The sequence below is a fragment of the Streptomyces sp. VRA16 Mangrove soil genome (genome assembly GCF_017377775.1).
Classification (GTDB): domain Bacteria; phylum Actinomycetota; class Actinomycetes; order Streptomycetales; family Streptomycetaceae; genus Streptomyces.
In genome coordinates, this window is the sequence record NZ_JAFVLN010000007.1 from 242,886 (window position 1) to 264,899 (window position 22,014).

Here is a 22,014-nt window from a genome sequence, read left to right on the forward strand (position 1 = left end):
GTGACTCCCCGGCTTCCCGGCCCGTCGTTGGATACAGGAACGTATTCGATACATTCCTGTATCCACAAGGGGCGGGTGCTCCCCGTGGGGCGTCGGCCGGGTCAGCCGACGAAGATCTCCACGAACGACCACACGGCGAGCACGAGCATGCAGACACCGCCGACCCGCTGCACCGTCTTCAGCGGCACCCGCTTGGCGATGAACCGCCCGGCGATCAGCGCGAGTCCGGAGACCGAGATCAGCGCGGCGAAGGAGCCGATCGCGGTCGACCAGGTCCCGTTCGTGGCGGCCAGGTTGGCGGTGGTGATCTGGGTGAGGTCGCCCCACTCGCCGATGAACACGGCCATGAAGGCGGTGCCGAACACCGGCCAGAACCCGGTGACGGTCTTCGCGCCCGCCGCGTCCTCGCCGTCCTCGTCGTCCCCGCCGCGCAGCAGCATGAACGCGCCGAACAGGAACATCAGGCCCGAGACCAGCTTCACGATCCAGGAGGGCAGCAGGCCGAGCAGCGACCCCGCGCCGACCGCGATGGCGACGTGCACGGCGAACGCCGCGGAGGTGCCGAACCACACGTACAGCGGCTTCATCCGCGTACCCATGGCCAGGGACGCGAACATGGTCTTGTCCGGGAGCTCGGCCAGGAAGATCAGGCCGAAGGCGGTGACGATCGCCAGCGGATCGAGATGCATGGAATTCGGGGGTCTCTCTGTGCGGGCCACGTCCGGGCCTCGCGAACCACCCGCTCCGGGGGACCACTCGACCCGGCAGCGGCACATGGGCAGGCTGCCTGGTCGAAGGTCTCGCCCGCCCGCACCGCAGTGGTGGGGCCCGGCCACCGGGAGCCGGGGCTCCAGTGTGTCGACGACCGGTTCGCGGGGCTACTCCCCTTCGCTTGCTCCATTCAGGGTACAGGGGGTTTCCCTCGGCCGCAGTCGCTGAATGTGGCGGCCGTTCGAGTGCAATCGTGTAAATCGCGTCAAATATGCCTTTCGGTAAATAGAGGGCATGTGAAGTTCGCCTCACTGATCACTCTGGGTCACTGCGGAGGCGGAGATGAGCGGCGCGAGACATCGGTTCCGGCACGCGTGGGTGCCGCGGGGCGCACCCATGGTGGGGACGGTGCTTGCAGCGGTGCTCGCCGTCGTGGCGGCGCCGCTGCCGGTGTTCGGCGTGGCGTCCGAGGCGCACGCGCGGCCGGGCGAGGTGGCGGCCGCGGCGGTTCCCGAGGATCCCACGGAGGTCTACCGGGAAGACTTCGAGAACGTCACCGGGGACCCGGTCCTGCTCGACCGCTACACCGGCGCCGCGCCGCAGAGCATGACGTACACGGCGAACGCGGGCTGGCTGAAGGGCTGCAACGGCTGGGTGCTGAACAAGGCCGACTCCGCCGCCTACGCGCCCGGCGTCGCCGACTGCGGCTCGTGGTGGGACTCGACCCGTGACTTGTCCAGCGCGCTGGGGCAGGCGAACGGGACGGCGGATCCGGACAGCAACCACGCGGTGGCCGCCTTCACCGTCACGGCCCCGTCGGCGAACTCGGTGGAGTTCGAGACGGAGCAGCCGTTCGCCGTCACCCCCGGCCGCTTCTACACCTTCTCGGTCTCCTCGGCAGCCCTCAACTGCAGTGTCTCCGGGCCGCAGCTGAAGTTCTTCCTGATGGACGGGACCACGGCGATCTCCACGTCGTCGAAGGCCATCAACCCGTGCAGCGACAAGAACGCGACGACCGTCACGGTCGGCAAGCGGAACGTGCAGGTGGTGCACACCACCAGCGACGCGCCGGTGCTGTTCAACGGCAGCACGCTCGGCATCCGCATGGTGAACGCCAACGGCAGCAACGCCGGCAACGACGCCGCGTTCGACGACATCGAGCTCCTCGACGTCACCCCGCGCGTGGAGAAGGCGTTCACCCCCGCGCTCGCGGAGTCGAACGGCACGTCCACGCTGACGTTCACCGTCACCAACACCTCGGACCTGCGGGCCAAGAAGGGCTGGTCCTTCAACGACAGCCTGCCCGCGGGCCTGACCGTCGCCGACCCGGCGGCCACCACGACCACCTGCTCCAACGGAACGGTCACCGCGGCCGCGGGCGGCAGTTCCGTCGCGCTCAAGGGCGACCTGACCGACGGGCAGACCTCCTGCACGCTGAGCGTGAACGTGACGGCGGCCCAGGGCGAGTACCAGAACTGCCCCGCCAACATCGGCGCGCTGTCCGGGATGAACGCGCCCACGGAGTGCGCGACCGTCCGCTTCACCGACCCCGGCTACAAGATCACCAAGACCTCGTCCCCGGCCTCCGGCGAGAAGGCCGAGCCCGGTGACAAGGTCACGTACACGGTGGTCGTGGAGAACACGGGGCCGGTGTCGACGCAGACACCGGTCACCGACGATCTGACCGCCGTCCTCGACGACGCGACGTACAACAACGACGCCTCGGGGACCACCGGCACCCCGTCCTACACGTCTCCGCAGCTCAGCTGGAACCCGACCGTCGCGGCGGGCGCCAAGGCGACGCTCACCTACTCGGTGACGCTGAAGGACCCGGCGACCGGTGACGGCGTCGTGCGGAACACGGTGAAGGGGTCCTCGATCTCCAACTGTGCCACCGGCGCCGAGAGCGGCTGCACGACGACGGTCACCGTGAACAAGCCGCCGCGCGGCGGCTACTGCTCGGACGTCGCGTACCTGTCCCAGCTGGTGGGCGGGACCACGAGCCTGTACTCGGTGGACCTGGTCACCGGCGCGCAGTCCAAGGTCTCCGACACGACGCCCGGCGCGTCGATCGGCTACAGCCAGCTCGACGGCGCGGTCTACGGCATCAGCCCGGACAAGCGGCTCGGCCGCTTCGACCCGCGGACGGGGAAGCTCACCAAGACGCCGGTCACGGGGCTGCCCGCCGACATCTCGGGGGTCAACAACGCCGCGAACTCGATCGACGGTTCGCTGATGTACATCCGGGACAACACCACCGGCAACCTGTTCACGATCGACATCGACCCGGCGAGCGCCACGTACGCGTCGGTCCTCAAGACGGTCAGGACGGACGACCTGACCAGCGGGGGGAACTACGGCAACGTGGCCGACTGGTCGGTCAGCCCCGCCGACGGGTTCCTCTACGGCATCCTCGGTGACGACGCCACCCTGTGGCGGCTCGACCCGACGACCGGCGCCGCCACCAACCTCGGCACCCACAAGCTGCCGGTCTCGGCCTACGGCGGTGTCTGGTTCGACAACCTCGGCACGTTCTACGCGGCCAACAACAACACCGGCGTCATCTACGCCGTCGACCTGTCGGTGTCGTCGGCCTCGGCCCCGATCGCCAAGGCCGACGTGCCCGACGCGTTCAAGGCCGCCACGACCAACGCCACCACGGGCAACGACGCGGCCGGATGCCTCAAGGACTACGACTTCGGCGACGCGCCGGACTCCTACGGCACGCTCAAGGGCGCGGGCCCGGTCGCCGCGATCGACAAGTCCCTGATGCTCGGCGCGCACATCTCCTCCGAGCGCCAGGCCCGCACCCCCGGCGACGACCCGGCCCTCAACGCCCTCGGCGACACCTTCGACGACGGTGTCGCGAGCTGGCCGAAGATCGACACGAGCACGCGGTCGTACGCGGTTCCGGTCGCCGTCACCAACAGCACCGGCGCACCGGCCACCCTGTCCGGATGGATCGACTTCGACGGCTCGGGCACCTTCGACGCCGGTGAGCTGGCGACCGTCGCCGTGCCCGCCGGGGCGACCTCGGCCCGCCTGGACTGGTCCGGGATCACCGGTCCGAAGGTCGGCGCGACGTACGCGCGCTTGTGGCTGCAGGCCGGCACCGTCGCCTCGCCGGTCCCGACCGGCGACGCGGACACCTCGCGCACCGTCATCGGCGAGATCGAGGACTACCCGGTCACCGTCGAGAGGGTCCCCGTCAGCTCGATGCGGATCACCAAGTCCGCCGACAGCACGGTGCTCGCCCCCGGCGGCATCCTCACCTACACGGTGGCCGTCACCAACACCGGTGAGACGGCGCTGACCGGCGCCACCGTCACCGACGACCTGTCGAAGGCCCTCGACGACGCCACGCTGTCCGGTACGCCGAGCGCGTCCGCCGGCACCATCACCGTGGACGGCACCACCGCCACCTGGACCGGCGACCTCGCCGTCGGCGCCACCGTCACCCTGACCTACCGGATCAAGGCGGGTGCCGCGGGCACCGGCGACGGTGTCCTCACCAACAAGGTCACCGGGCCCGACATCTCCAACTGCCGGGCCGATGCGACCGATCCGGCGTGCACCACGACCGCGCGGCTGACCGCGGTGGAGATCGTCAAGAGCAGCGACAACCCCGGGCCCAAGCCCGGCGACAAGGTCACCTACACGGTCACCGCGACCAACACCGGCCAGGTGGCGATCAGTTCCGGGTCCATCGTCGACGACCTGTCCAAGGCCCTGGACGACGCCACGTACAACGGCGACGCCCAGGTCTCGGCCGGCACCGTCTCCTACGCCGAGCCGGAGCTGACCTGGTCCGCCGGCATCCCCGTCGGCGGGAAGGCCACGCTCACCTACTCGGTGACCCTGAAGGACCCGGCGACCGGCGACGGCAAGCTGGACAACGCGGTCGTCTCGGACGTCCCCGGCTCCAACTGCCCGGAGGGCTCCACCGACCCCCGGTGCGCCACCTCGGCCGGGGTCCCGTCCCTGGACATCGCGAAGAGCGCCTCCGCCTCGCAGGCCGAGCCGGGTGACAAGGTCACGTACACGGTGACCGTCACCAACACCGGTACGGCCGTGTACCGGGGAGCGACCGTCTCCGACGACCTGACGAAGGTCCTGGACGACGCCGCGTACAACGCGGACGCGTCGGCCACCTCCGGCACGGTCTCGTACGCCGCGCCGAAGGTGACCTGGACCGGCGACGTCGCGGCCGGCCAGACGGTGACGGTCACGTACTCGGTGAACGTGGCCTCGCCGCCGAAGGGCGACAAGGTCCTCACCAACGTGGTGACCGGGCCGCCCGGCTCCACCTGCGCCGACGACTGCACCACGGACACCCCGGTCGCCGCGCTGGCGTTCGCCAAGTCGTCCTCGACGACGGAGGCGGAGCCGGGTGACAAGGTCACGTACACGGTGACCGTCACCAACTCCGGCAAGGCCCCCTACACGGGTGCGACGTTCACCGACGACCTGACGAAGGTCGTCGACGACGCCGCGTACAACGCGGACGCGTCCGCCACCTCCGGCACGGTCTCGTACGCCGCGCCGAGGGTGACCTGGACCGGTGACGTCGCCGCCGGCGCGACCGTGACCGTCACCTACTCGGTGACCGTGGGCAGCCCGCCCGCCGGTGACAAGGTCCTCACCAACGCGGTGACCTCGGACTCGCCGGGCTCCAACTGCCCGGCCGGTTCCACCGATCCGACGTGCACGACGTCGACGCCGGTCGCGACGCTCGACATGGTGAAGAAGGCCGACAAGGCCGACGCCAAGCCCGGCGAGAAGATCACCTACACGATCACCGTCACCAACACGGGCAAGGGCGGCTACACCGGCGCCACCGTCACCGACGACCTGACGAAGGTGCTGGACGACGCCACGTACAACGGCGACGCGAAGGCATCCTCCGGCGACGTGACGTACGAGCGGCCGACAGTGACGTGGGCCGGTGACCTGAAGGCGGGCGCGAAGGCGACCATCACCTACACCGTCACCGTCTCCGCCGCGCCCGCGGGCGACAAGAAGCTCGACAACGCCGTGGTCGGCCCACCGGGCTCCAACTGCGCGCCGGGCTCCACCGACCCGCAGTGCACCACCGAGGTCCCCGTCCCGACGCTCGCCGTCAAGAAGAGCTCGGACACGGCGAAGCCGCTGCCCGGCGACAAGGTCACCTACACCGTGACCGTCACCAACACGAGCGGCGAAGCCGCCTACCGCGACGCGCGGTTCACCGACGACCTGACGAAGGTCGTCGACGACGCCGCGTACAACGCGGACGCGGCCGCCACCTCCGGCACGGTCTCGTACGCCGCGCCGAAGGTGACCTGGACCGGTGACGTCGCCGCCGGGCGGACCGTGACCGTCACCTACTCGGTGACCGTCGGCGCCCCGCCCGCCGGTGACAAGCGGCTGACCAACGCGGTCGTCTCCACCTCGCCGGGCACCAACTGCCCGGAGGGCTCGACCGACCCGGCGTGCACCACCGACGTCGGCATCCCCATCCTCAAGATCAAGAAGACCGCGACGCCCGAGGACCCGAAGACCGGCGACACCGTCACCTACACGGTGAAGGTCACGGCCGACGGCGAGGCGGACTACCCGGGCGCCACGTTCACCGACGACCTCGGCAAGGTCCTCGACGACGCGACGTACAACGACGACGCGCGGGCCGACTCCGGCACGGTGTCCTACGCCGAGCCGAAGCTGACCTGGACCGGCGACCTCGCGCAGGGCGCCACCGCCACCGTCACCTACTCCTTCACCGTCTCCGGACCCGGTGACGGCGACGGCCGGTACGTCAACGGCGTTGTCGGCCCGCCCGGCTCCAACTGCCCCGAGGGCAGCACCGACCCGGACTGCGTGACCGTTCTCCCCAGCCCGGACTACGACTTCGGCGACGCGCCGGACAGCTACCGCACATCCCGGATCCGGGGCGGGGCGTTCCACGAGATCGTCCCCGGCCTGCGGATCGGCCGGAGCGTCGAGCCGGACCGGGACGGCGATCCGACCACGAACGCCGGAGGCGACGCCGACGACGACGGCATGAGGACCATCACGCTGTACCAGCACCAGGACCGGTACGCCGTGGACATCCCGATGGTCAACGAGACCGGGCGGGACGCCGTCCTCGCCCTGTGGATCGACAAGGACGGGAACGGCACGTTCGACGCCGACGAGATGGTCTCCGCGACCGCCCCGCCGGGCACCACCGACTGCCCGCTGACCGTGACCGGCCTGGCCGGCGTGGCTCCGGGGACGACGTTCGCGCGGCTGCGGCTCTTCGGCGACGACAGCGCCGCGGCCGCCGAGCGGGCGCTCGCGAGCACCGAGCCGGTCAGGTCGGCCGGATTCGGCGGGCCCGGCGAGGTCGAGGACTACACGCTCGTCGTCGAACCGGCCCACCTGGAGATCGCCAAGTCGGTGTCCGCCGCCGGGGCGCAGCCCGGCGACAAGGTGACCTACACCGTCACCGTCGCGAGCAGCGGCCCCGGCGCGTACTCCGGCGCGACGTTCACCGACGACCTGACGAAGGTCCTGGACGACGCCACGTACAACGGCGACGCCAAGGCCACCGTCGGCGACGTCACGTACGCCGAGCCGAAGGTGACCTGGACCGGGACGGTCCCGGCCGGGGAGAAGGTCACGGTCACCTACTCCGTCACCGTGGCGGACCCGGTGACCGGCGACCGTAAGCTGACCAACGTCGTCACCGGGCCCCCCGACTCCACCTGCGAGGACGGCTCGGCGGCCGGCTGCACCACCACGACCGAGGTGCCGCCCGCCCCGAAGCCGCCCACGGAACCGGGCAGCCCGACGCCGACCCCGCCGCACACCGGCACCCCGCCGCACACCGGTACCCCGCCCGCCGGGAGCCTGCCGGACACCGGCTCCTCGGCGGCCACCACGGTGCTCGCGGGCCTGGCCGGCGCCCTCGCGCTCGCCCTCGGCACGCTTCTGACGGTGCGCGCCCGCCGCGGCCGGCGGAACGCGAGGTGAGGCGGCGGCCCGGACAGCCGTAGCAAGGGCCGGAGGGGAGGCACCGGGTCCATCCGGTGCCTCCCCTCCGGCGTGTCACGCCACCTGTACGGCGGGAATTCGTATGGGCGGGTGAACCCGCGGGCCTGTCCGGCACGCCCCGAGCCGTGTGCCCGGGGCCGGTGCTGCCATGGGCGCCGCCACGCCGCGTCGGCGTGCCCCGACGGAAGGACCACTGCCGTGACCCTCGTTTCCCGAGTCGCGCACTGCGCCCTCGCGCTGCCCTGCGCCGTCCTGCTCCTGGCCCCGGCCGCCCATGGCGACGGCGGCGGCAAGGGAGCCAGGGGTGCGGGGGACGGGGCGGTGCCACCGATGTCCATCGAGATCACCGACGGAGTCGAGGCCGCCGACAGCGGCGACAAGCTCGGCTACACGATCATCGTGCACAACCAGGGCGCCGAGCCGATCGAGAAGCTGCGTGTGGAGCAGCGGCTGCCGCAGGGGGCGGGCGCGCCCGAGCTGTCCGAGGGAGGCAAGGCCCGTACGTCCGGACTCGCCGTGTGGACGGCGGACGTCAAGGCGAACCACAAGACGACGTTCACGTCCCGCGTCCGCCTGGGCAAAACCGGCAAGGACACGCTGCGGGTGGCGTCCACCGTCTGCGCGTACGTGGACGGCGCGAAGGCCCCCGCCGTCTGCGCCAGCGACCTCGACACGCTCCCGGCGGGGGCCGCGGGTGCCGCCGGCGAGCGTGCCGCGGATGCTTCGGGCGGGTCCGGGACCGCGGCCCTCGTGGGAGGCGGGGCGGCACTCGCGGCGGCGGGCGGGGCGCTCGTGGTGATCCGGCGCAGGCGGGCGCGGGCGCACCTCTCCTGACAGATCATGGGAGCGGATCGGCGGGGAACGGTCTCGCGAGGGCTCGGGGAGCGGTACGGCTCCCGAATGGCTCCCGACTTCTCCTCGGTCCGGGCTGGGTGCCGCACACCGGCTGCCCGCCCCCGAGCGCCACGACCTGATCATGATCGGGCCCCGTCGGATCCGGCGGGCCCGTGCCACGATCCTTGATGCGAAGGCCGCCTTCGGCGGCTGGGGCACACCGTCCACAGCGAGGTCAGTCAGCTGCTCGTGGACGGCGGGGCCGGTTCCACCGGGCCGGACCGGCGCTCGCCTCAGGCCGTGGTCGTCGGACCGGAGGATTCGGCGGCGCGTCGGTACTCGGCGTTGATGCGCTGGGCCTCTTCGAGCTGGTCCTCGAGGATGACGATCCGGCATGCCGCCTCGATCGGGGTGCCCTGGTCGACGAGCTCACGCGCGCGGGCCGCGATCCGCAGCTGGTAGCGCGAGTAGCGGCGGTGTCCGCCGTCGGAGCGCAGCGGCGTGATCAGCCGCGCCTCGCCGATGGCGCGCAGGAAGCCGGGCGTGGCGCCGATCAGCTCGGCGGCCCGGCCCATGGTGTAGGCGGGGTAGTCGTCGTCATCGAGACGGCCCAGCGAATCGTCTGCTGTCATTTCACCTCTCTGTGGAATACGTCGAGTCTCTGTGGAACACGTCGAGGGGCCCCGATGCCGTACGGCACCAGGGCCCCGAAGGAACTACTACACCATCTGCCGACCTTGATGCTGTGTCGGCCTTCTGTTTCCGCATGACCGTCCGGAATGCCGACGGGAGTGCGGGGATCGCGGATGCGTGACCGGAGACCACCTGCCTATCGATGTCCTGCGGTACCCGGGCTCAGTGCTGCTCCCGGGCGATCCTGATGGCGATCGATTCCTCCGTTCTTCCCTCTGATCGTTCGCTCTCTTGCTGTGGCGGCCCCTGATCACCGCGGGCCACCCGGTCCGGTGGTCAGCCCCGTCACCGTCTGCAACAGCCCTGGCTTCGAAGCTCCACCACCGCACCGTGATGCGTGTACTACTGCCCGCCAGTTCGTGTCTGCCGGGCCTTGCTCGATCTCGGCTACGAGAAAAACCATAACCGCGCGAGGAGCCAATGTCTACCTCGGCCACGATAGATTTCTGGTCTCCTGCCGAGTAGGTAACCCGCTGGAGCGGGCTGAGATCCGGCGCGGGCGGCTCGCGCTACGGGGAGGTCAGGGCGTCGAGCCGGTCGACGAGGTCGGGGTGTGCGGGGGTCAGGTGGGGGCGGGCCGCGGTCAGGGGAGCGATGAGGTCCGTGGGGTCGTCGTGGGCGAGGGCCGCGTGGAGTTCGGTGAGCGGGCGTCGGGCCGCGGCGGGCAGGTCGGTGAGTGCGGTGATCTGGCCTGCGAGGCGGCGCAGGTCGGCCGCGTTCTGGCGGGCCCGGGCGGCGGTGGTGCGGTCGGCGGCGCGGGCCTGACGGGTGGCCGTCACGCGCTGTTCGCCGGTGGACCCGGCAGGGCCGGGTCGACCGCGCAGGTAGCGGCGCTCGGCGGCCTGGCGGCTGGCGACGCCGAGGGGCGGGGCGAGGTCGGCCCAGCTGGCGCCCGCGTCGCGAGCGGTTTCGATCAGGCCGGTCTCCCACCCGGCGAGCCGCTCCCGCACTTGCCGCAGCAGCAACAACGAGGCCAGGGCCTGCTCCGGGGCGGGCCCGGCGGCGGAGGTGTTCGGAGTCTCCTGCTGGGCTTCGCGAAGGGCATCGTCCACGGCCTTGAGGGCCGCCGCGGCGGCGAGGAACGACGCCGGGCCGTGAGCGTCGGCGTCGTGCGTGGACGGCTGGTCGGTCGGGGTCACGGACACCTCCTTGGTTCCGTCATCGCACTGACGACATCATGTTTGTCATCCATTGGATGACATGTTACAACGATGGCAGTGCAGCGCATTGGCAGCAACTGCCTACAACCCGCTGGAGGTGTTTCACGATGTTGATGCGCACTGACCCCTTCCGTGAGCTGGACCGGCTGGCACAGCAGCTGATGGGCCCGGGGACCTGGTCGAGGCCGTCGGCGATGCCGATGGACGCCTACCGCGAGGGCGACGAGTACGTGGTGGCCTTCGACCTTCCCGGTGTCACCGCGGACGCGATCGACATCGACGTCGAACGGAACATGCTCACCGTCAAGGCCGAGCGCCGACCGGTCGCGAAGGCCGACGACGTGCAGGTGGAACTGTCCGAGCGGCCGCTGGGCGTCTTCTCCCGCCAGGTCGTGCTCGCCGACACCCTCGACACCGAGCACATCGAGGCCGACTACGACGCGGGTGTGCTCACCCTGCGCATCCCGATCGCCGAGCGCGCCAAGCCCCGCAAGATCTCCATCGGCGTCGGGACCGGCAACAAGCAGATCTCCGGCTGACACCGGCCGGCCGAGTGCGGGGGGACGGGCACCTGATCTCTCCCTCCACCTCGCCCTCCGCACCCGCCGGCCGCGTGAAGAAGGAGGGGTGACGGCCGAGACGATTCCCCGACGCGGAGCCTTCCTCGACCACGTCAGGGAACGTGGCGAGTACGGCACCGAGGATGAAGCCGAGCGCGCGGCCCGGGTGGTGCTCGCCCTGCTCGGGGCACACCGGGGCGGCGAGTCAGGCACCTGACTGTCCTGGGCTCCGCCGGACTGCTCTCCAGCAGCCGGGCCGGACGCGAAGTGCGGTACTCGGTACGGCCCGCGGCGCTGGACGCGACGGCACGGTGGATGGACTCGCTCGCCGCCGACTGGGACCGGCGCCTCGCACACACCAAGCGCACGGCCGAAGCGGCGGAGCGTCATTCCAGCTCGGCCAGCTCGGCCAGCTCGGCACCACCCGATGGAGAGGAAGCGCCCCCCCCCGGACACGACCGCACTGCGCGGCGCGCACGAGAAGTTGCTCGATGCGGCGGCCACACCCGGCCTCGGTGAGGCCGCCGACGGGGGATGGGACGCCGACCGGATCCTGGCCCACCTGCTCAGCGCCGACGCCGCGACTTCGACGGTCGCTCTCGGCGTCGTCGCGGGCTCGCGCCCCACGTTCGACAACCGGATCTTCCTCGACGCCTGGAATTCGGAACGGATCATCGTCGAACACCCCGGCCGGGCGGACCTGTTGGAGCATGTTCGGCGCCAGGCCGCCGTCCTGTGCGACATCACCGACCAGCTCGGTGAGGAAGCCGCCGAGGTGCTGGTGCCGACGATCCTCCTGTCCAACGACGCGCTGGCGCTGGACCAGCCGATTCCGTTGGCAAGCCTCATCAGTGGCCTCGCCGAGAACCACGTGCCCGCGCACACCCGACAGCTCCTCGCCCTGCGCACAGCGGCCACCGCCCCGGAGGACGCGGCGGAGCTCGCCGACGGCCAGAGGCACCCCCGGTAGCGATCGGCGGCGCGCCAACGACTGAGCGGCAGTGTCATTCCGCTTCCGGCCACAACAAACAGGTGAGGGGCTCACGGCAAACCGTGAGCCCCTCACCTGCTGTTTCAGCTGTCGGGGTGGCGGGATTTGAACCCACGACCTCTTCGTCCCGAATGAGGTTCGGGCGTGATCTACACCTGCGGACTCTGTAAACATGCAGGTCAGTTCGTTGGTCTGAGGTGGGCCGGCATGGTCTCGATGGGCCTCCGCGGGAAGATCATCTCCCAAAATTCCCCCAGCGCTGGATGTGGCGTTCAGCGAGCGCAACCGGCCCCACCTCCAAGTTGCATTGCGGAAGCAAGTTTGCACTGGCCGTTGTAGCTTGATGAGCCTCTCGCAGTGTTTGCAGTTAATGGGCCCATCAAGGCTGAGCTTCACGCCATGGCGCGCGGCAGGGTCCGACAGAGTGTCGAAAATCAACTCTCTCCAGGTGGCCGTAGCGATGACCGTCAGGCGGGCATGTCGGACTCCGAGGCTGGATGGTGCGCTTGCCTGGTCGCGCCCCTACCGAACCCCGGTTGTGTAGTTCGGCGACTCCGACCGCGATGTTCACCGCGCCCGAGAATTGGGCGTGAATGTCAGTGGGGTCGGCCAGACTGTCTGCCGTGGAGAGGGTTCTCGCGTGGATGGTACTGGCGTCCCTGATATCCGTTCCGGTGCTGTGCTTGTACGACCCCCTTCGGCAGGGGTTACTTCGGCACGTTCGGCGAGTCCGGGCGGGGACGGTTCGCTCTCGCCGCCGCTTCGCGTTGAAGCAGGCCGAGCCCTTCTTCGACGAGGCTCGGCATGTACTGCCGATGGTGGTGGAGGGGCGAGTCCCGCCGGGGCGGGGTCTCACGCCTGACTGGGTGCTGCGATGGTGGTACGCGGCACAAGTCACCATCCCTGCAATGGCATTGATGCTTGCGGCGTCCGTTGTGTTCATCTGGAACGCCGGGGCGACCTTCTCCAGCGATGATCGGCATCCGAATCCGCTATCAGGGCTGTTCGGTCTGGAGGACCTGCTGGACTGGGCGATGTCTCTCCCGCGTACGGTGCGTTCCTGGGACGGCCCAGGGGACGTGTACGAGTCGCTGCGAGGACTTGTGGTCTTTCTGGTGGCCGTGCGCATTGTTCCGCTGATCATCCGTATCGTCTCCGTGATAGCTCAAAAGCCGGAGCGTCGACGGTTCAAGGAACAGGAGCGCCAGCGGAGTGGGCGCAGAGGTGACTACCAGCGTTGCTGGCCTGTTGTCATGCTGCTGCTCACCGCAGTGGAGTGCGCCCGGGCGCATGAACAGTGGGGCGAGGTGTCGCGGGGTGAAGACGGACCGCAGGTGTCTCTGGGGTCTGTCGAGCGCGTCCTGTGGCGGGCTCCGCGTACCCGGAGGGGATGGGCACGCGGGCATCAGGAACGCGTGGCTAGGGCACATGTCGCGCGAGTGGTGGGTGCCCTGCGCGCGGCCGAGGCGCGTCAGGACGACGATCCCCGACAGGCGCTCCAGGATCTCACGGTCTTGTTGCTGACCATCGCGGAGAGGTATGCCGAGGGACGTGTACGGGAACTCCTTGACGAGGACCAGCTAGAGAACGCCGAACCGGCTGTTTACCGAGAGCGCTTCCGGCTTGTGGGAGTCGGGACAACTGCCGTGCTGATCATGGTGGGTGCTTCTCTGGCAGGTCTTCCGGAGGCGGCACTCACCGCGCTGCTGCCGGTGAGCGTGGTGGTCTTGATCCTCCTGTTCTACCGGGAGAAGGGCCCCACTCCCTCACAGCTGACAGACCTGATCATTCCCCGGTAGAACTGGCTGCGGTTGCGCTCGGATGAGTTGCCGTCGAGGTGCAGCGAGGATGGGATGCCCGGCACTTTCTCAAGTGGCCAGGTTCTCCCGCAGCATGGAATGGTCGGCGCCAGGGCGTTCGGCGATGGCGACCAGGTCGAGCAGGGCCTCGGCTGCGTAGGAGCGGCCTCCGGGTCCGCCAGGGCTGGGCTTCCTTGCGGCGAATTGAGGGGCAAGACCACTCGAGAACTGGCTCAATGGACCCATGGAGGCGAAAGAGCATTGGGCGTACCGGGGGAGGCCGAGGGAACTGGGCAGCCCGTTGCGCGAGGTCGAGGTCGTGCGTGTTGGCGGTCCCGGCAAAGGCGGATGGGTTCACGTACGGTTCCTCGACGGTGACGATGCCGGCCTCCAGGAGTGGGTCAACCCCGCCTCGCTGGTTGTCCCTTGGCCTGACATCGAAGTCTTTCTCAAGGATGATGCAGGCGAGCTGGCCCTGGCCGAGGCGTCGCGTCATGTACGAGGAACCAACGACTTCGAGGCCGCCCGGCTGATCCTCGGCTTTGTCCGGCCCAAGAGCGCCCTGCGTCTGCGTCGCGGTGTGGCGGACGCCGGGATTCTGGAGCTGAATCGACTGGGCGTCATTGCTCGACAACTCGGGATAGAAGAGGCCGAGTTGAAGGGCGATGCCATGGTGTACGTACGACACAACGGAGTGTGCCTGGCAGGCTGGCCGGTCACCGAACGCATCGCCCGTCAAGCCGCGCGCAGCCTCGCAGAGGAGATCCTGCCCGAACTCGATCGCAAGCAGCAGGCGCTGGAACAGGAGCGCGCACAACCGACCTGGTACGCCTATGGCCGCCGCGACGACCGCAAACTGGACGCGCAGGCGGCGATCCTGCGAACCGTCCGCGCATGGTGCGGCGAAGACAAGGCGGAGCGCTACGACGAATTGGTCGCCCTGCGCGCCGAGGTGGTCCGGCTCGGCGAGCTGGTCGAAAGAGCATCGAGGGCCCTACGCGAGCGCGGCCACGGGGTCATCGCCTCCACCATTGAGCGCGACCTTGGCGTCCCCATCGCCACTCTTGATCCTGACGTGCGTCGGTAAGGCCGCGCCAGGGGTCCGGATCGGGTTGGGGCGGGGTGTCCGGAGTCCTCCGCTCCACCTTCTCCGGACGCTCCGGATGCCACCCATCCAGGTGGGGGCGCAACTGCTCGCTGGTCGGCTCCGCATGGAAGTCCTGTGCCGTCAGACCATGCCCACTGAGCGTGGGATCGAGTCGGTCCGCTTCTCCCATCCCCCACACGGACCACTCCCGCAGCCTCTCGGCCTCCACAGGATCCTTCGACGCCGTGGCGACCTCAGCCAGTGCCGCACAGAACTGCCGGATCTCTCCGGCTGCACGCCACTGCTCCAGGGCCGTACCGAAGCGATCGGTTCGCACGGCCTGAACTGCCTTGACCGACGCTGCATCGACCGCCCGCTCCCACTCCTTTCGAGTGCGCTCCTGCTGCTCCGCTTCCAGACGTCGCTGTTCTGCCTCCTGTCGCTCTCGCTCTTCCTTCAGCCGCTGCTGCTGCGCCTCACGCTCGCGCCGTACGCGCTCCACGTCCTCAGCATGGTTCTTCAACGCCCGAAGGATGGATACGACTTGGTCCTCCAGCGGCTTCTTCGCAGTGTCGGCCCACTCCTTCTTCCAGCCGTGCCCGGAGTAAGGGCTGTAACCCGGGTACTGCTGGCTGACGTGCAGTTCCAGCTCCCCGGACGGTTCGAGGCGGTGTGCCGGGGTGACCCGCTGCCAGTCGTACGTCCGGCGTCCCGCCTCCTTGGGCACGTAGCGGACTGGCTTCTGCCGCTCCTTGAAGATCACCTCGTATGTTCTGCCGTGCACCGTGAGCAAGGGCTTCACCTGCCTGCGCTTCTTGGACACCGCGATCTCCCCGTGCCGGGCCAGGGCCTGTTCGGCGAGGTGCCTCAGAAGCGAGAGCACGCGGGGGAGCACCTCATCCGAGATCTCGAAGGCGCTGTGATCGGCCGTGACCGCTGCGAGCACGTCCTCGACATCGGTGATGACGCGACTGCGCGCCAGACGGATCCGGTTCCACTCGGTGTCGTCCTCCCCGGTGATCCGGAGCAGCCCTAAAAAGAAGTCGCCCTTGGCTCGCCCGCTGTACTTGAGGTGGTAGCCCTCAGGGGCGCATTGCCGTGCCGCGTCGAACGCCCGGCAGTAGCGAGCGCGCTCCGAGTCGCTCGGATCGGGGATCCGCAGAAACCGCCCAGCCTGTTGAACTTCCGCGATCAGAGCGGCACCGATCTCCGCGGACGGCGGCGGCGTGGGCTTCACAACGCGCGCCGGTTTCGGCCGCGGGGAGGGAGGAGCGGCCAGCGGAGTTGCGGGGGCTTCGGGCGGGGGTGAATCCGGAAGTCGCTGACGGCGTTGTGTCGGCTCGGGACGGTTCGGGTGGTGCCCGTGTTCCAGATAGAAGCGCCCCGCGTCCGTGATTTCCGCCTGCCACTTGCCGCCCTGTCTTGGCATGGAGATCAGGCCGCGGTTCTTGAGTGCGTGGGCGCTGATGGCGAGCTCGGGGCTGTCCGAGGTGACGGGATCTGTTTCCGCTCCGATCCGGAGGAGAAGAGCGAGCTGGCGGTCATTCAGCGGAGACCAGGGATGCATGACGATGGTCGTACCGTCTGTGACCATCTCGGCACAAGCTGTATGCGGTGATTGCTCTCGGGGCTTGTTGAGGAGCTGAGCGGGCGAGGGGTCGTCGCGACTCTGGGCTCCGGAGTGTGGAAGGTATCGCGCGCACGACAGGGCGCTTCCTGACTTTACGTCTTCCGGCGAGTGAACCAGCCCAAGAGTGGGTGACCTGGTTCGAACAGCGGAAGGACAACTCATGCAAGCGAAAGCCATGCAATGCGCATCAGAGGAGCGTCGGATCGCGGAGGAGACCCCCGGCAGGATCCGGGCGCATGACGCCTGGGGGCTCGATCTTCCCGTCCTGATGGACGCGATGAACACGCGGGCGGTCGAGTACGACCTGGGGAAGGGGAGCATGCATGCCGCGCTGGGCGTCATCACGGGGCAGCTCTTCATCCTCGTGCGTCCCGGACTGACTGACACGCAGGTCGCATTCGCCATCCGGTCTCTGCTGGCCCACTACATCCACCGGCCTTATCCCGTCCTACGCTTTTGGGCGGCGACGCAGGGACAGGGCGCGAGGGTTGAGGAAGTGGATGATCTGCCGGATTCGGTGCCGGCGGAACCCCCCGAGGTGACGGTGGACGTCCTGGACCTCTTCGGCGATGGTCACTGGGCGCCGAAGGACGGCTGGCGTCCCGACGAGGAGGTCCTCGCCGAACTGAAGGACATTGCCGTCCTCGGCCTTAAAGGCGTCGTGGAAGACATCCCCGTAGACCGGTATCCGCTGCCCGCCGGCCTCGGAGCTGTCATGACGATCAGTGAGGACAACGATGGAGCGCCTCATCCGCTCGTCTACCTTCGCGGCGACCTGCCTACTGGGCTGTTGGTCGATCTTCTCGGCTTCTGCATCGCGCTTGGTAGCGGAGCAGAGTACGGGGACTGGGAACCGGATGAGAACGGCCTGATCTTTGTAGGCACCGAGGCCGGGCCGGTTCGCGGCCCCGGAGCCGCGCTTCTGGGCGCCCTCATGGTCCAGCGCTTGGGCCGCCGTCCCGGGGACTGCGCGTTCACGCTTCTCGCCCCACCCACCGAGGGATCTGCCTCGGCGCCGGAGCTTGCCGCCTGAGTACGGGGACGTCTGGGAGCCGGATCCGGGGAACGGCTCCCAGATAGCGCCCCAAACGGCTACGGAAGGCACTCAAGGCCGCCGACTCATGTGAGTCGGTGGCCCTGAGCTGGCGTTTCTCTGTCGAAGTGGCGGGATTTGAACCCACGACCTTCGTCCCGAATGAGGTTCGGACAGTGGGGCCGACCACGAGTGTTGATGTTTGCGCAGGTCGGGGCGTTGATCTCGGATGGTGTGGGGTGTAATCGCGGCGGGTGCGGGAGAAGTTCTTCTCCCAAGGGCCGGGTGGCCGTCCTGGTGACAGTGGGACTCATGAGCGCTTTGACACATTGCTGGTACACACAGGACGGGGCGTCAGTAGGGTGCCAGGAGTCGTCGGCGACCTGGGTGGGGGATCCGTGATCGAGCTGTCGGAGATGATTCGTGAGCTGCGTCGTGAGTTCACGACGGCCCTTTCTGCGGGGAACGGGGAGCAGCTGCGGTTCGAGCTGGGGCCCATCGAGGTGGAGGCATCCGTCACGGTGACCAAGGAGGCGAGTGGCAACGCGCGCCTGCGCTTCCTCGTGGTTGAGGCTGGAGGCGCCGCCAAGGTGGCACAGGCCGAGACGCAGCGGATCACCTTCACCCTGCAACCGCGCATCGCGGATTCCGATGCTGCCGTTCTGATCTCCGGTGACGCTGTGGCCGGCGAGCGCTGAAACTCTCACGAGGGTGTCCATCGGTTTGGAGGCGCGCCGAGCGGCGGAAGTCATCGTCTCCGGGGACGACGGAAAGGGGCGTCGGGGGTCGGGGTACCTGGTCGCCGTTGGACGGGTTCTCACCGCCGCACATGTGGTGCGGGGTGCCCACACGGTCACGGTGAGATTCGACGCCGACCTGGCAACCGAGCGTGTTCACCGTGCTGGAGTTCTCTGGGAAGACCAGGCCATCGATGTTGCCGTACTCGCCGTCGATGGGGATCAACAGTCAGTCTCATGGACCCATTTCGGGTCTGTGCCTAACCGGGATGTCGTGCTCCGGTGCAGCGCCGTCGGGTTCCCGGGCTTCAAGATGCGCACGGATCCCGATGGTTCTCGGTATCGGGACTCGTGCCACGTGCACGGCTCCTGTGCGGTGTGGTCCAACCGCCGCGAAGGGACGTTGGACCTCAGGGTCGCGGCGAGTCCCACGAAGGCGGCCGCGGGAGAATCTCCGTGGGACGGAATGTCCGGTGCCGCTGTCTTCAGTGGTGCGAGCCTCATCGGCATCGTGGGGCACCATCACCTCTCCGATGGCTCAGATCACTTGGCTGTTCTCCGTGTGGACGGCTGGCACAGCCGATTGTCACCTGAAGCCGCGCGGCGCTTGGAGGACGCGATCGGTGTCCCGCTGAGGCCGAGTCGACTCATCGAGGTACGGGCCGAGTTCGAGAGCACGGGGACGAACAAGGGCGGGCCGCCTTTGGGGCGTCGGCTGAGTTCCTTGCCGCCCGAGCATGCGCTGGCGCTGGAGGTCCACCCCGCCATCGAGCTGCGCGAGCCCGGTCAGCGGCTTGAAGTCCTGCCCCCATACCTCCAACGCGATGGAGTGGACGACGAGTTACGGAAAGTCGTGGCTGACGCTGAAAACGGCAGCAAGCTGCTGATGCTTGTCGGGGGATCTTCCACAGGGAAGACGCGCGCTGCGTGGGAGTCGGTGCGTGCCTGCCTGTCGGGCGGCTGGCGGCTGTGGCACCCCCTCGCCCCGGAGCGTCCCGTCTCTGTGTTGGAGGCGCTGAGCTCGGGCCGTGTCGCTCCACGCACCGTTCTGTGGCTGAACGAAACCCAGCTCTACCTGACCCCGAGTCCTTATGGTGAGCGCGTTGCCGCAGTGCTGCATGAACTGCTGGCCGACGGGCGCGCCGGTCCGCTGCTTGTCCTGGGGTCTCTCTGGCCCCGGTACTGGGACGCACTTACGAAGGAGCCCGAGAAGGGCGGATCCGCGCCGGATCCCCACGCTGCCGCGCGCTCACTGCTCGGGCTCGCCACGGTGGTCCACGTCCCGGAGAGCTTCAGCGAGTACGAGCTGCTTGGCCACAAGCAGGTGCTCGATGCAGATCCGCGACTCGCTCAGGCCGCGGACGCTGCTGGTGGGCGCGTGACTCAATTCCTTGCTGGTGCACCGGAGTTGGTTCGTCGGTACAAGCAGGCTTCGGCGGCCGCCCGTGCGGTTCTCCTGGCGGCTATGGACGCACGAAGGCTCGGGCACGGTGCGTTACTGCCCCGGGCGTTCCTGGAGCGGGCCGCGCCGGGATATCTCAGCGACGACGAATGGGACGTGCTGGAAGAGGACTGGTTCGACCGGGCGCTTACGTATCTCGCCGAGCCATGCCGTGGGGCGCGAGGACCGCTCAGCCAGAGTCGCCCCCGCCCTGGTTCCGCCGATGCCGACGGCAGACGGGGATACCGGCTCGCCGACTACCTCGAACAACATGGCAGTGCCGAACGCTGGCACATCAGTCCTCCGGCCGATTTCTGGGAGGCGGCAGCTCATGCGGCAACACCGCAAGACACCTCGATGCTCGCCCGTGCCGCCCGACAACGCTGGAGGCTTCGACACGCGGCCAGGCTGTATCAACAGGCCGCCGCGCAGCAGGACGTCGAAGCCCTTGAGGGCGTTGCACTGCTGTGTAATCACACCGGCAACCGCTCGGAGAACCTGAATGCAGACGATGTGGCGGACACCGGAGGCGTGACGGCTGCTGAGTCCGACATCCGCTGGAGTCTGCGGCAGAGTGCCGTTCGGGAACGGTTGGCCGAGAGACACGAGGCGGCCTGGCTTGAGCAGCGGGAGGAAGGCGAGTTCGTATTGCCTTGGGAACGTGGCGAGACGGCCGATGCTCGGTTGTGGCGTGAGATGGCCCCGTTGCGAGAGGCCGCCCCACACATGGGCGCCACCGAGGAGCTGATGACGGAGGCTGTGGCGGAGGGGAACTCTCGGCTCCTGTTCAGCCTGGCCTTGATCAGAGAGCTGGCCGGTGACCGCTACGGAGCGGAAGCAGCCCTGCGGCAGGCTGCTCGGGCCGGTCATCCACGGGCCCTGATCGACCTCGCACGGTTGAGGGAACTGGCCGGGGACCGTGAGTCGGCCGGCCGGTATGCGCTCGATGCAGCTGCGCATGGACACACCGGGTTGCTCACGTCCTTGGTCGAGCACCGCGAACAGCACGACCTTCGGTCAGCCCGACGACTGGCGCACCGTGCTGCGGACGCCGGACATGCGGACATCTTGATGGCCTTGGCGATCCGCCGCACCTTGGCAGAGGGCCTCGGGAGTCCTTGGGTGCGGCTGTGGCGGTATGGGCTGACAGCTGAGGGGGACATTAGCCGCCCGTGGTGACATCAGCTGTGCGGGGGGCGCGTCGTGGGCGTGGAGCAGCTCTAAGGGCACCGCTGACCTCACGGGACAGGACTCAACCTCGGGCCGGTGCGCCAGGTCGGCACGATGGAGGGTGCGCTCCCCGGTCCAGTCCCAGGCCGCAGTCCTGAGACTGGACCGGCCGCCAGTCAGTCCGCTCGGTCCGTCGACTCCCCTCGGCCGTTCCGTGCGGCCCGGAGGGCCGGCAGGCTCTCGGTGACGTCGCGCGCATAGTCGGCGAGAAGCGGCGTCACCTCGTCAAGCAGGGCGGAGAGCCGGTCGTACTCGTCAATCTGCTCTGGTGTCCAGGGCTCATGGATGTCTTCCAGCTCCGACAGGCGCGAGATGGCCATGGAAGCGCGCACGACGGCGCGGGAGGAGCTCAGAAGGCGCTCGCTGGCCTCGCCGGGGGCGTGGGCAAGAAGCACGTCGAGGTCGTCGGGGCCGGGCAGTGCCGGAATGCCGAGCTGGAGCCAGCACTCTCCCCAGAGACGGCGGCGCCGGGCTTCCGGATCGACGTTCTCGATCACCTCGATGTCCCCATGTACGTTCCGACGCAAGGACAGACCTGAACGGGCTGCCAGGTCAGTGGCCATGGAGGCGGTGTCGTCGTCGTTGTCAGGAGCCATCCGAGGGTCGCCCAGAAACGCTCCCAACTCCACGAGTTCCCTCGTTTTGTCGTTTACTGCGGGCAGTACCGCCACATCGTCGTCGGCCAACAGAGTGTCCGGTGCGGCTGCACCCAGGCGTGCCCGAGTCACTGGCAGTTCGTGGACCACTGCCGTCCATGCAGTCACAGCTGCGTCCACCCACCAGCAGACGAACTCCCGCGCAGCGTCGCGACTGTCCTTCGCGCACCTGTTTGCCAGCCTCAGACGCACCGAGAGCGCCACGGACTCAGCGCTGTAAGGCGGCTCCTGCCCTTCGATGCGACGTTGGATTCCGCTCTCGCTGCGCGTGTTCAGCTCTTCCGCACGTTGCTGGTCGGCCTGAGACTGCTGGACCAGGGCGGCTGAGCAGCGGCCAAGCCCGGCGAGGATCTCATCGATCTCCGCAGCGGTTAGAGGTTCTGTTGCTGGAGCCAGGGCTGGTCTGGCGTCGGAAGAGGAGGGGTCACCACGCATGTC

The 22,014-nt window shown here is 68.8% G+C and carries 14 protein-coding genes and 1 pseudogene; 10 read left to right on the forward strand and 5 right to left on the reverse strand.

From position 1 onward, the window contains the following. Nucleotides 1-101: 101 nt before the first annotated feature. The gene (locus J3486_RS21015) at nucleotides 102-689 is read right to left on the reverse strand and encodes a TMEM165/GDT1 family protein (protein ID WP_207822393.1); all 588 of its coding nucleotides are present in this window, start codon (nucleotides 687-689) and stop codon (nucleotides 102-104) included. 430 nt (nucleotides 690-1,119) lie between these two features. On the opposite strand from J3486_RS21015, the gene J3486_RS21020 reads away from it, so the two are divergent. After that, nucleotides 1,120-7,704: a GEVED domain-containing protein gene (locus J3486_RS21020; RefSeq protein ID WP_207822395.1), complete on the forward strand. Its 6,585-nt coding sequence runs from the start codon at nucleotides 1,120-1,122 to the stop codon at nucleotides 7,702-7,704. Between the two features lie 219 nt (nucleotides 7,705-7,923). Beyond that, entirely contained in the window at nucleotides 7,924-8,559 is a 636-nt protein-coding gene (locus J3486_RS21025; protein WP_207822397.1) for a DUF11 domain-containing protein, read from the forward strand. 293 nt (nucleotides 8,560-8,852) lie between these two features. Here the strand turns inward: J3486_RS21025 and J3486_RS21030 are convergent, their stop codons facing one another. Next, nucleotides 8,853-9,191 (reverse strand): MerR family transcriptional regulator, encoded by a 339-nt coding sequence (locus J3486_RS21030; RefSeq protein WP_207822399.1) that lies wholly within the window; start codon nucleotides 9,189-9,191, stop codon nucleotides 8,853-8,855. Nucleotides 9,192-9,761: 570 nt separating this feature from the next. Then, entirely contained in the window at nucleotides 9,762-10,391 is a 630-nt protein-coding gene (locus J3486_RS21035; protein ID WP_207822401.1) for a type III effector protein, read from the reverse strand. A 128-nt stretch (nucleotides 10,392-10,519) separates the two neighbouring features. On the opposite strand from J3486_RS21035, the gene J3486_RS21040 reads away from it, so the two are divergent. The 5 genes and pseudogenes from J3486_RS21040 (at nucleotide 10,520) to J3486_RS21060 (ending at nucleotide 14,849) form a co-directional block, all read left to right on the forward strand. Beyond that, nucleotides 10,520-10,951: an Hsp20/alpha crystallin family protein gene (locus J3486_RS21040; protein ID WP_207822403.1), complete on the forward strand. Its 432-nt coding sequence runs from the start codon at nucleotides 10,520-10,522 to the stop codon at nucleotides 10,949-10,951. A 103-nt stretch (nucleotides 10,952-11,054) separates the two neighbouring features. Then, nucleotides 11,055-11,177 (forward strand): annotated as a pseudogene (locus J3486_RS21045) (DUF2267 domain-containing protein); the annotation flags it as partial. A gap of 222 nt (nucleotides 11,178-11,399) precedes the next feature. Next, complete coding sequence (locus J3486_RS21050) at nucleotides 11,400-11,942, forward strand: hypothetical protein (RefSeq protein ID WP_207822405.1); 543 nt, start codon at nucleotides 11,400-11,402, stop codon at nucleotides 11,940-11,942. 929 nt (nucleotides 11,943-12,871) lie between these two features. Continuing rightward, on the forward strand, nucleotides 12,872-13,762 hold the full coding sequence (locus J3486_RS44215; RefSeq protein WP_229378337.1) for a hypothetical protein: 891 nt from the start codon (nucleotides 12,872-12,874) through the stop codon (nucleotides 13,760-13,762). A gap of 244 nt (nucleotides 13,763-14,006) precedes the next feature. Further along, the gene (locus tag J3486_RS21060) at nucleotides 14,007-14,849 is read left to right on the forward strand and encodes a PE-PGRS family protein (protein WP_207822407.1); all 843 of its coding nucleotides are present in this window, start codon (nucleotides 14,007-14,009) and stop codon (nucleotides 14,847-14,849) included. On the opposite strand, the gene J3486_RS21065 is transcribed toward J3486_RS21060, so the two are convergent. Beyond that, complete coding sequence (locus tag J3486_RS21065) at nucleotides 14,779-16,443, reverse strand: PE-PGRS family protein (RefSeq protein WP_229378338.1); 1,665 nt, start codon at nucleotides 16,441-16,443, stop codon at nucleotides 14,779-14,781. The genes J3486_RS21060 and J3486_RS21065 overlap by 71 nt on opposite strands. 196 nt (nucleotides 16,444-16,639) lie before the next feature. Between J3486_RS21065 and J3486_RS21070 the strand changes: the two genes are divergently transcribed. From J3486_RS21070 to J3486_RS21080, 3 genes are all read left to right on the forward strand, one after another. Then, nucleotides 16,640-17,512, forward strand: coding sequence for a hypothetical protein (locus J3486_RS21070; protein WP_207822409.1), 873 nt, complete (start codon nucleotides 16,640-16,642; stop codon nucleotides 17,510-17,512). Nucleotides 17,513-17,910: 398 nt separating this feature from the next. Further along, entirely contained in the window at nucleotides 17,911-18,210 is a 300-nt protein-coding gene (locus tag J3486_RS21075; protein ID WP_207822411.1) for a trypco2 family protein, read from the forward strand. 13 nt (nucleotides 18,211-18,223) lie between these two features. Further along, complete coding sequence (locus tag J3486_RS21080; protein WP_207822413.1) at nucleotides 18,224-20,869, forward strand: trypsin-like peptidase domain-containing protein; 2,646 nt, start codon at nucleotides 18,224-18,226, stop codon at nucleotides 20,867-20,869. A 167-nt stretch (nucleotides 20,870-21,036) separates the two neighbouring features. Here J3486_RS21080 and J3486_RS21085 read toward each other — a convergent pair whose 3' ends face one another. Beyond that, complete coding sequence (locus J3486_RS21085; protein WP_207822415.1) at nucleotides 21,037-22,011, reverse strand: hypothetical protein; 975 nt, start codon at nucleotides 22,009-22,011, stop codon at nucleotides 21,037-21,039. Nucleotides 22,012-22,014 lie beyond the last annotated feature (3 nt).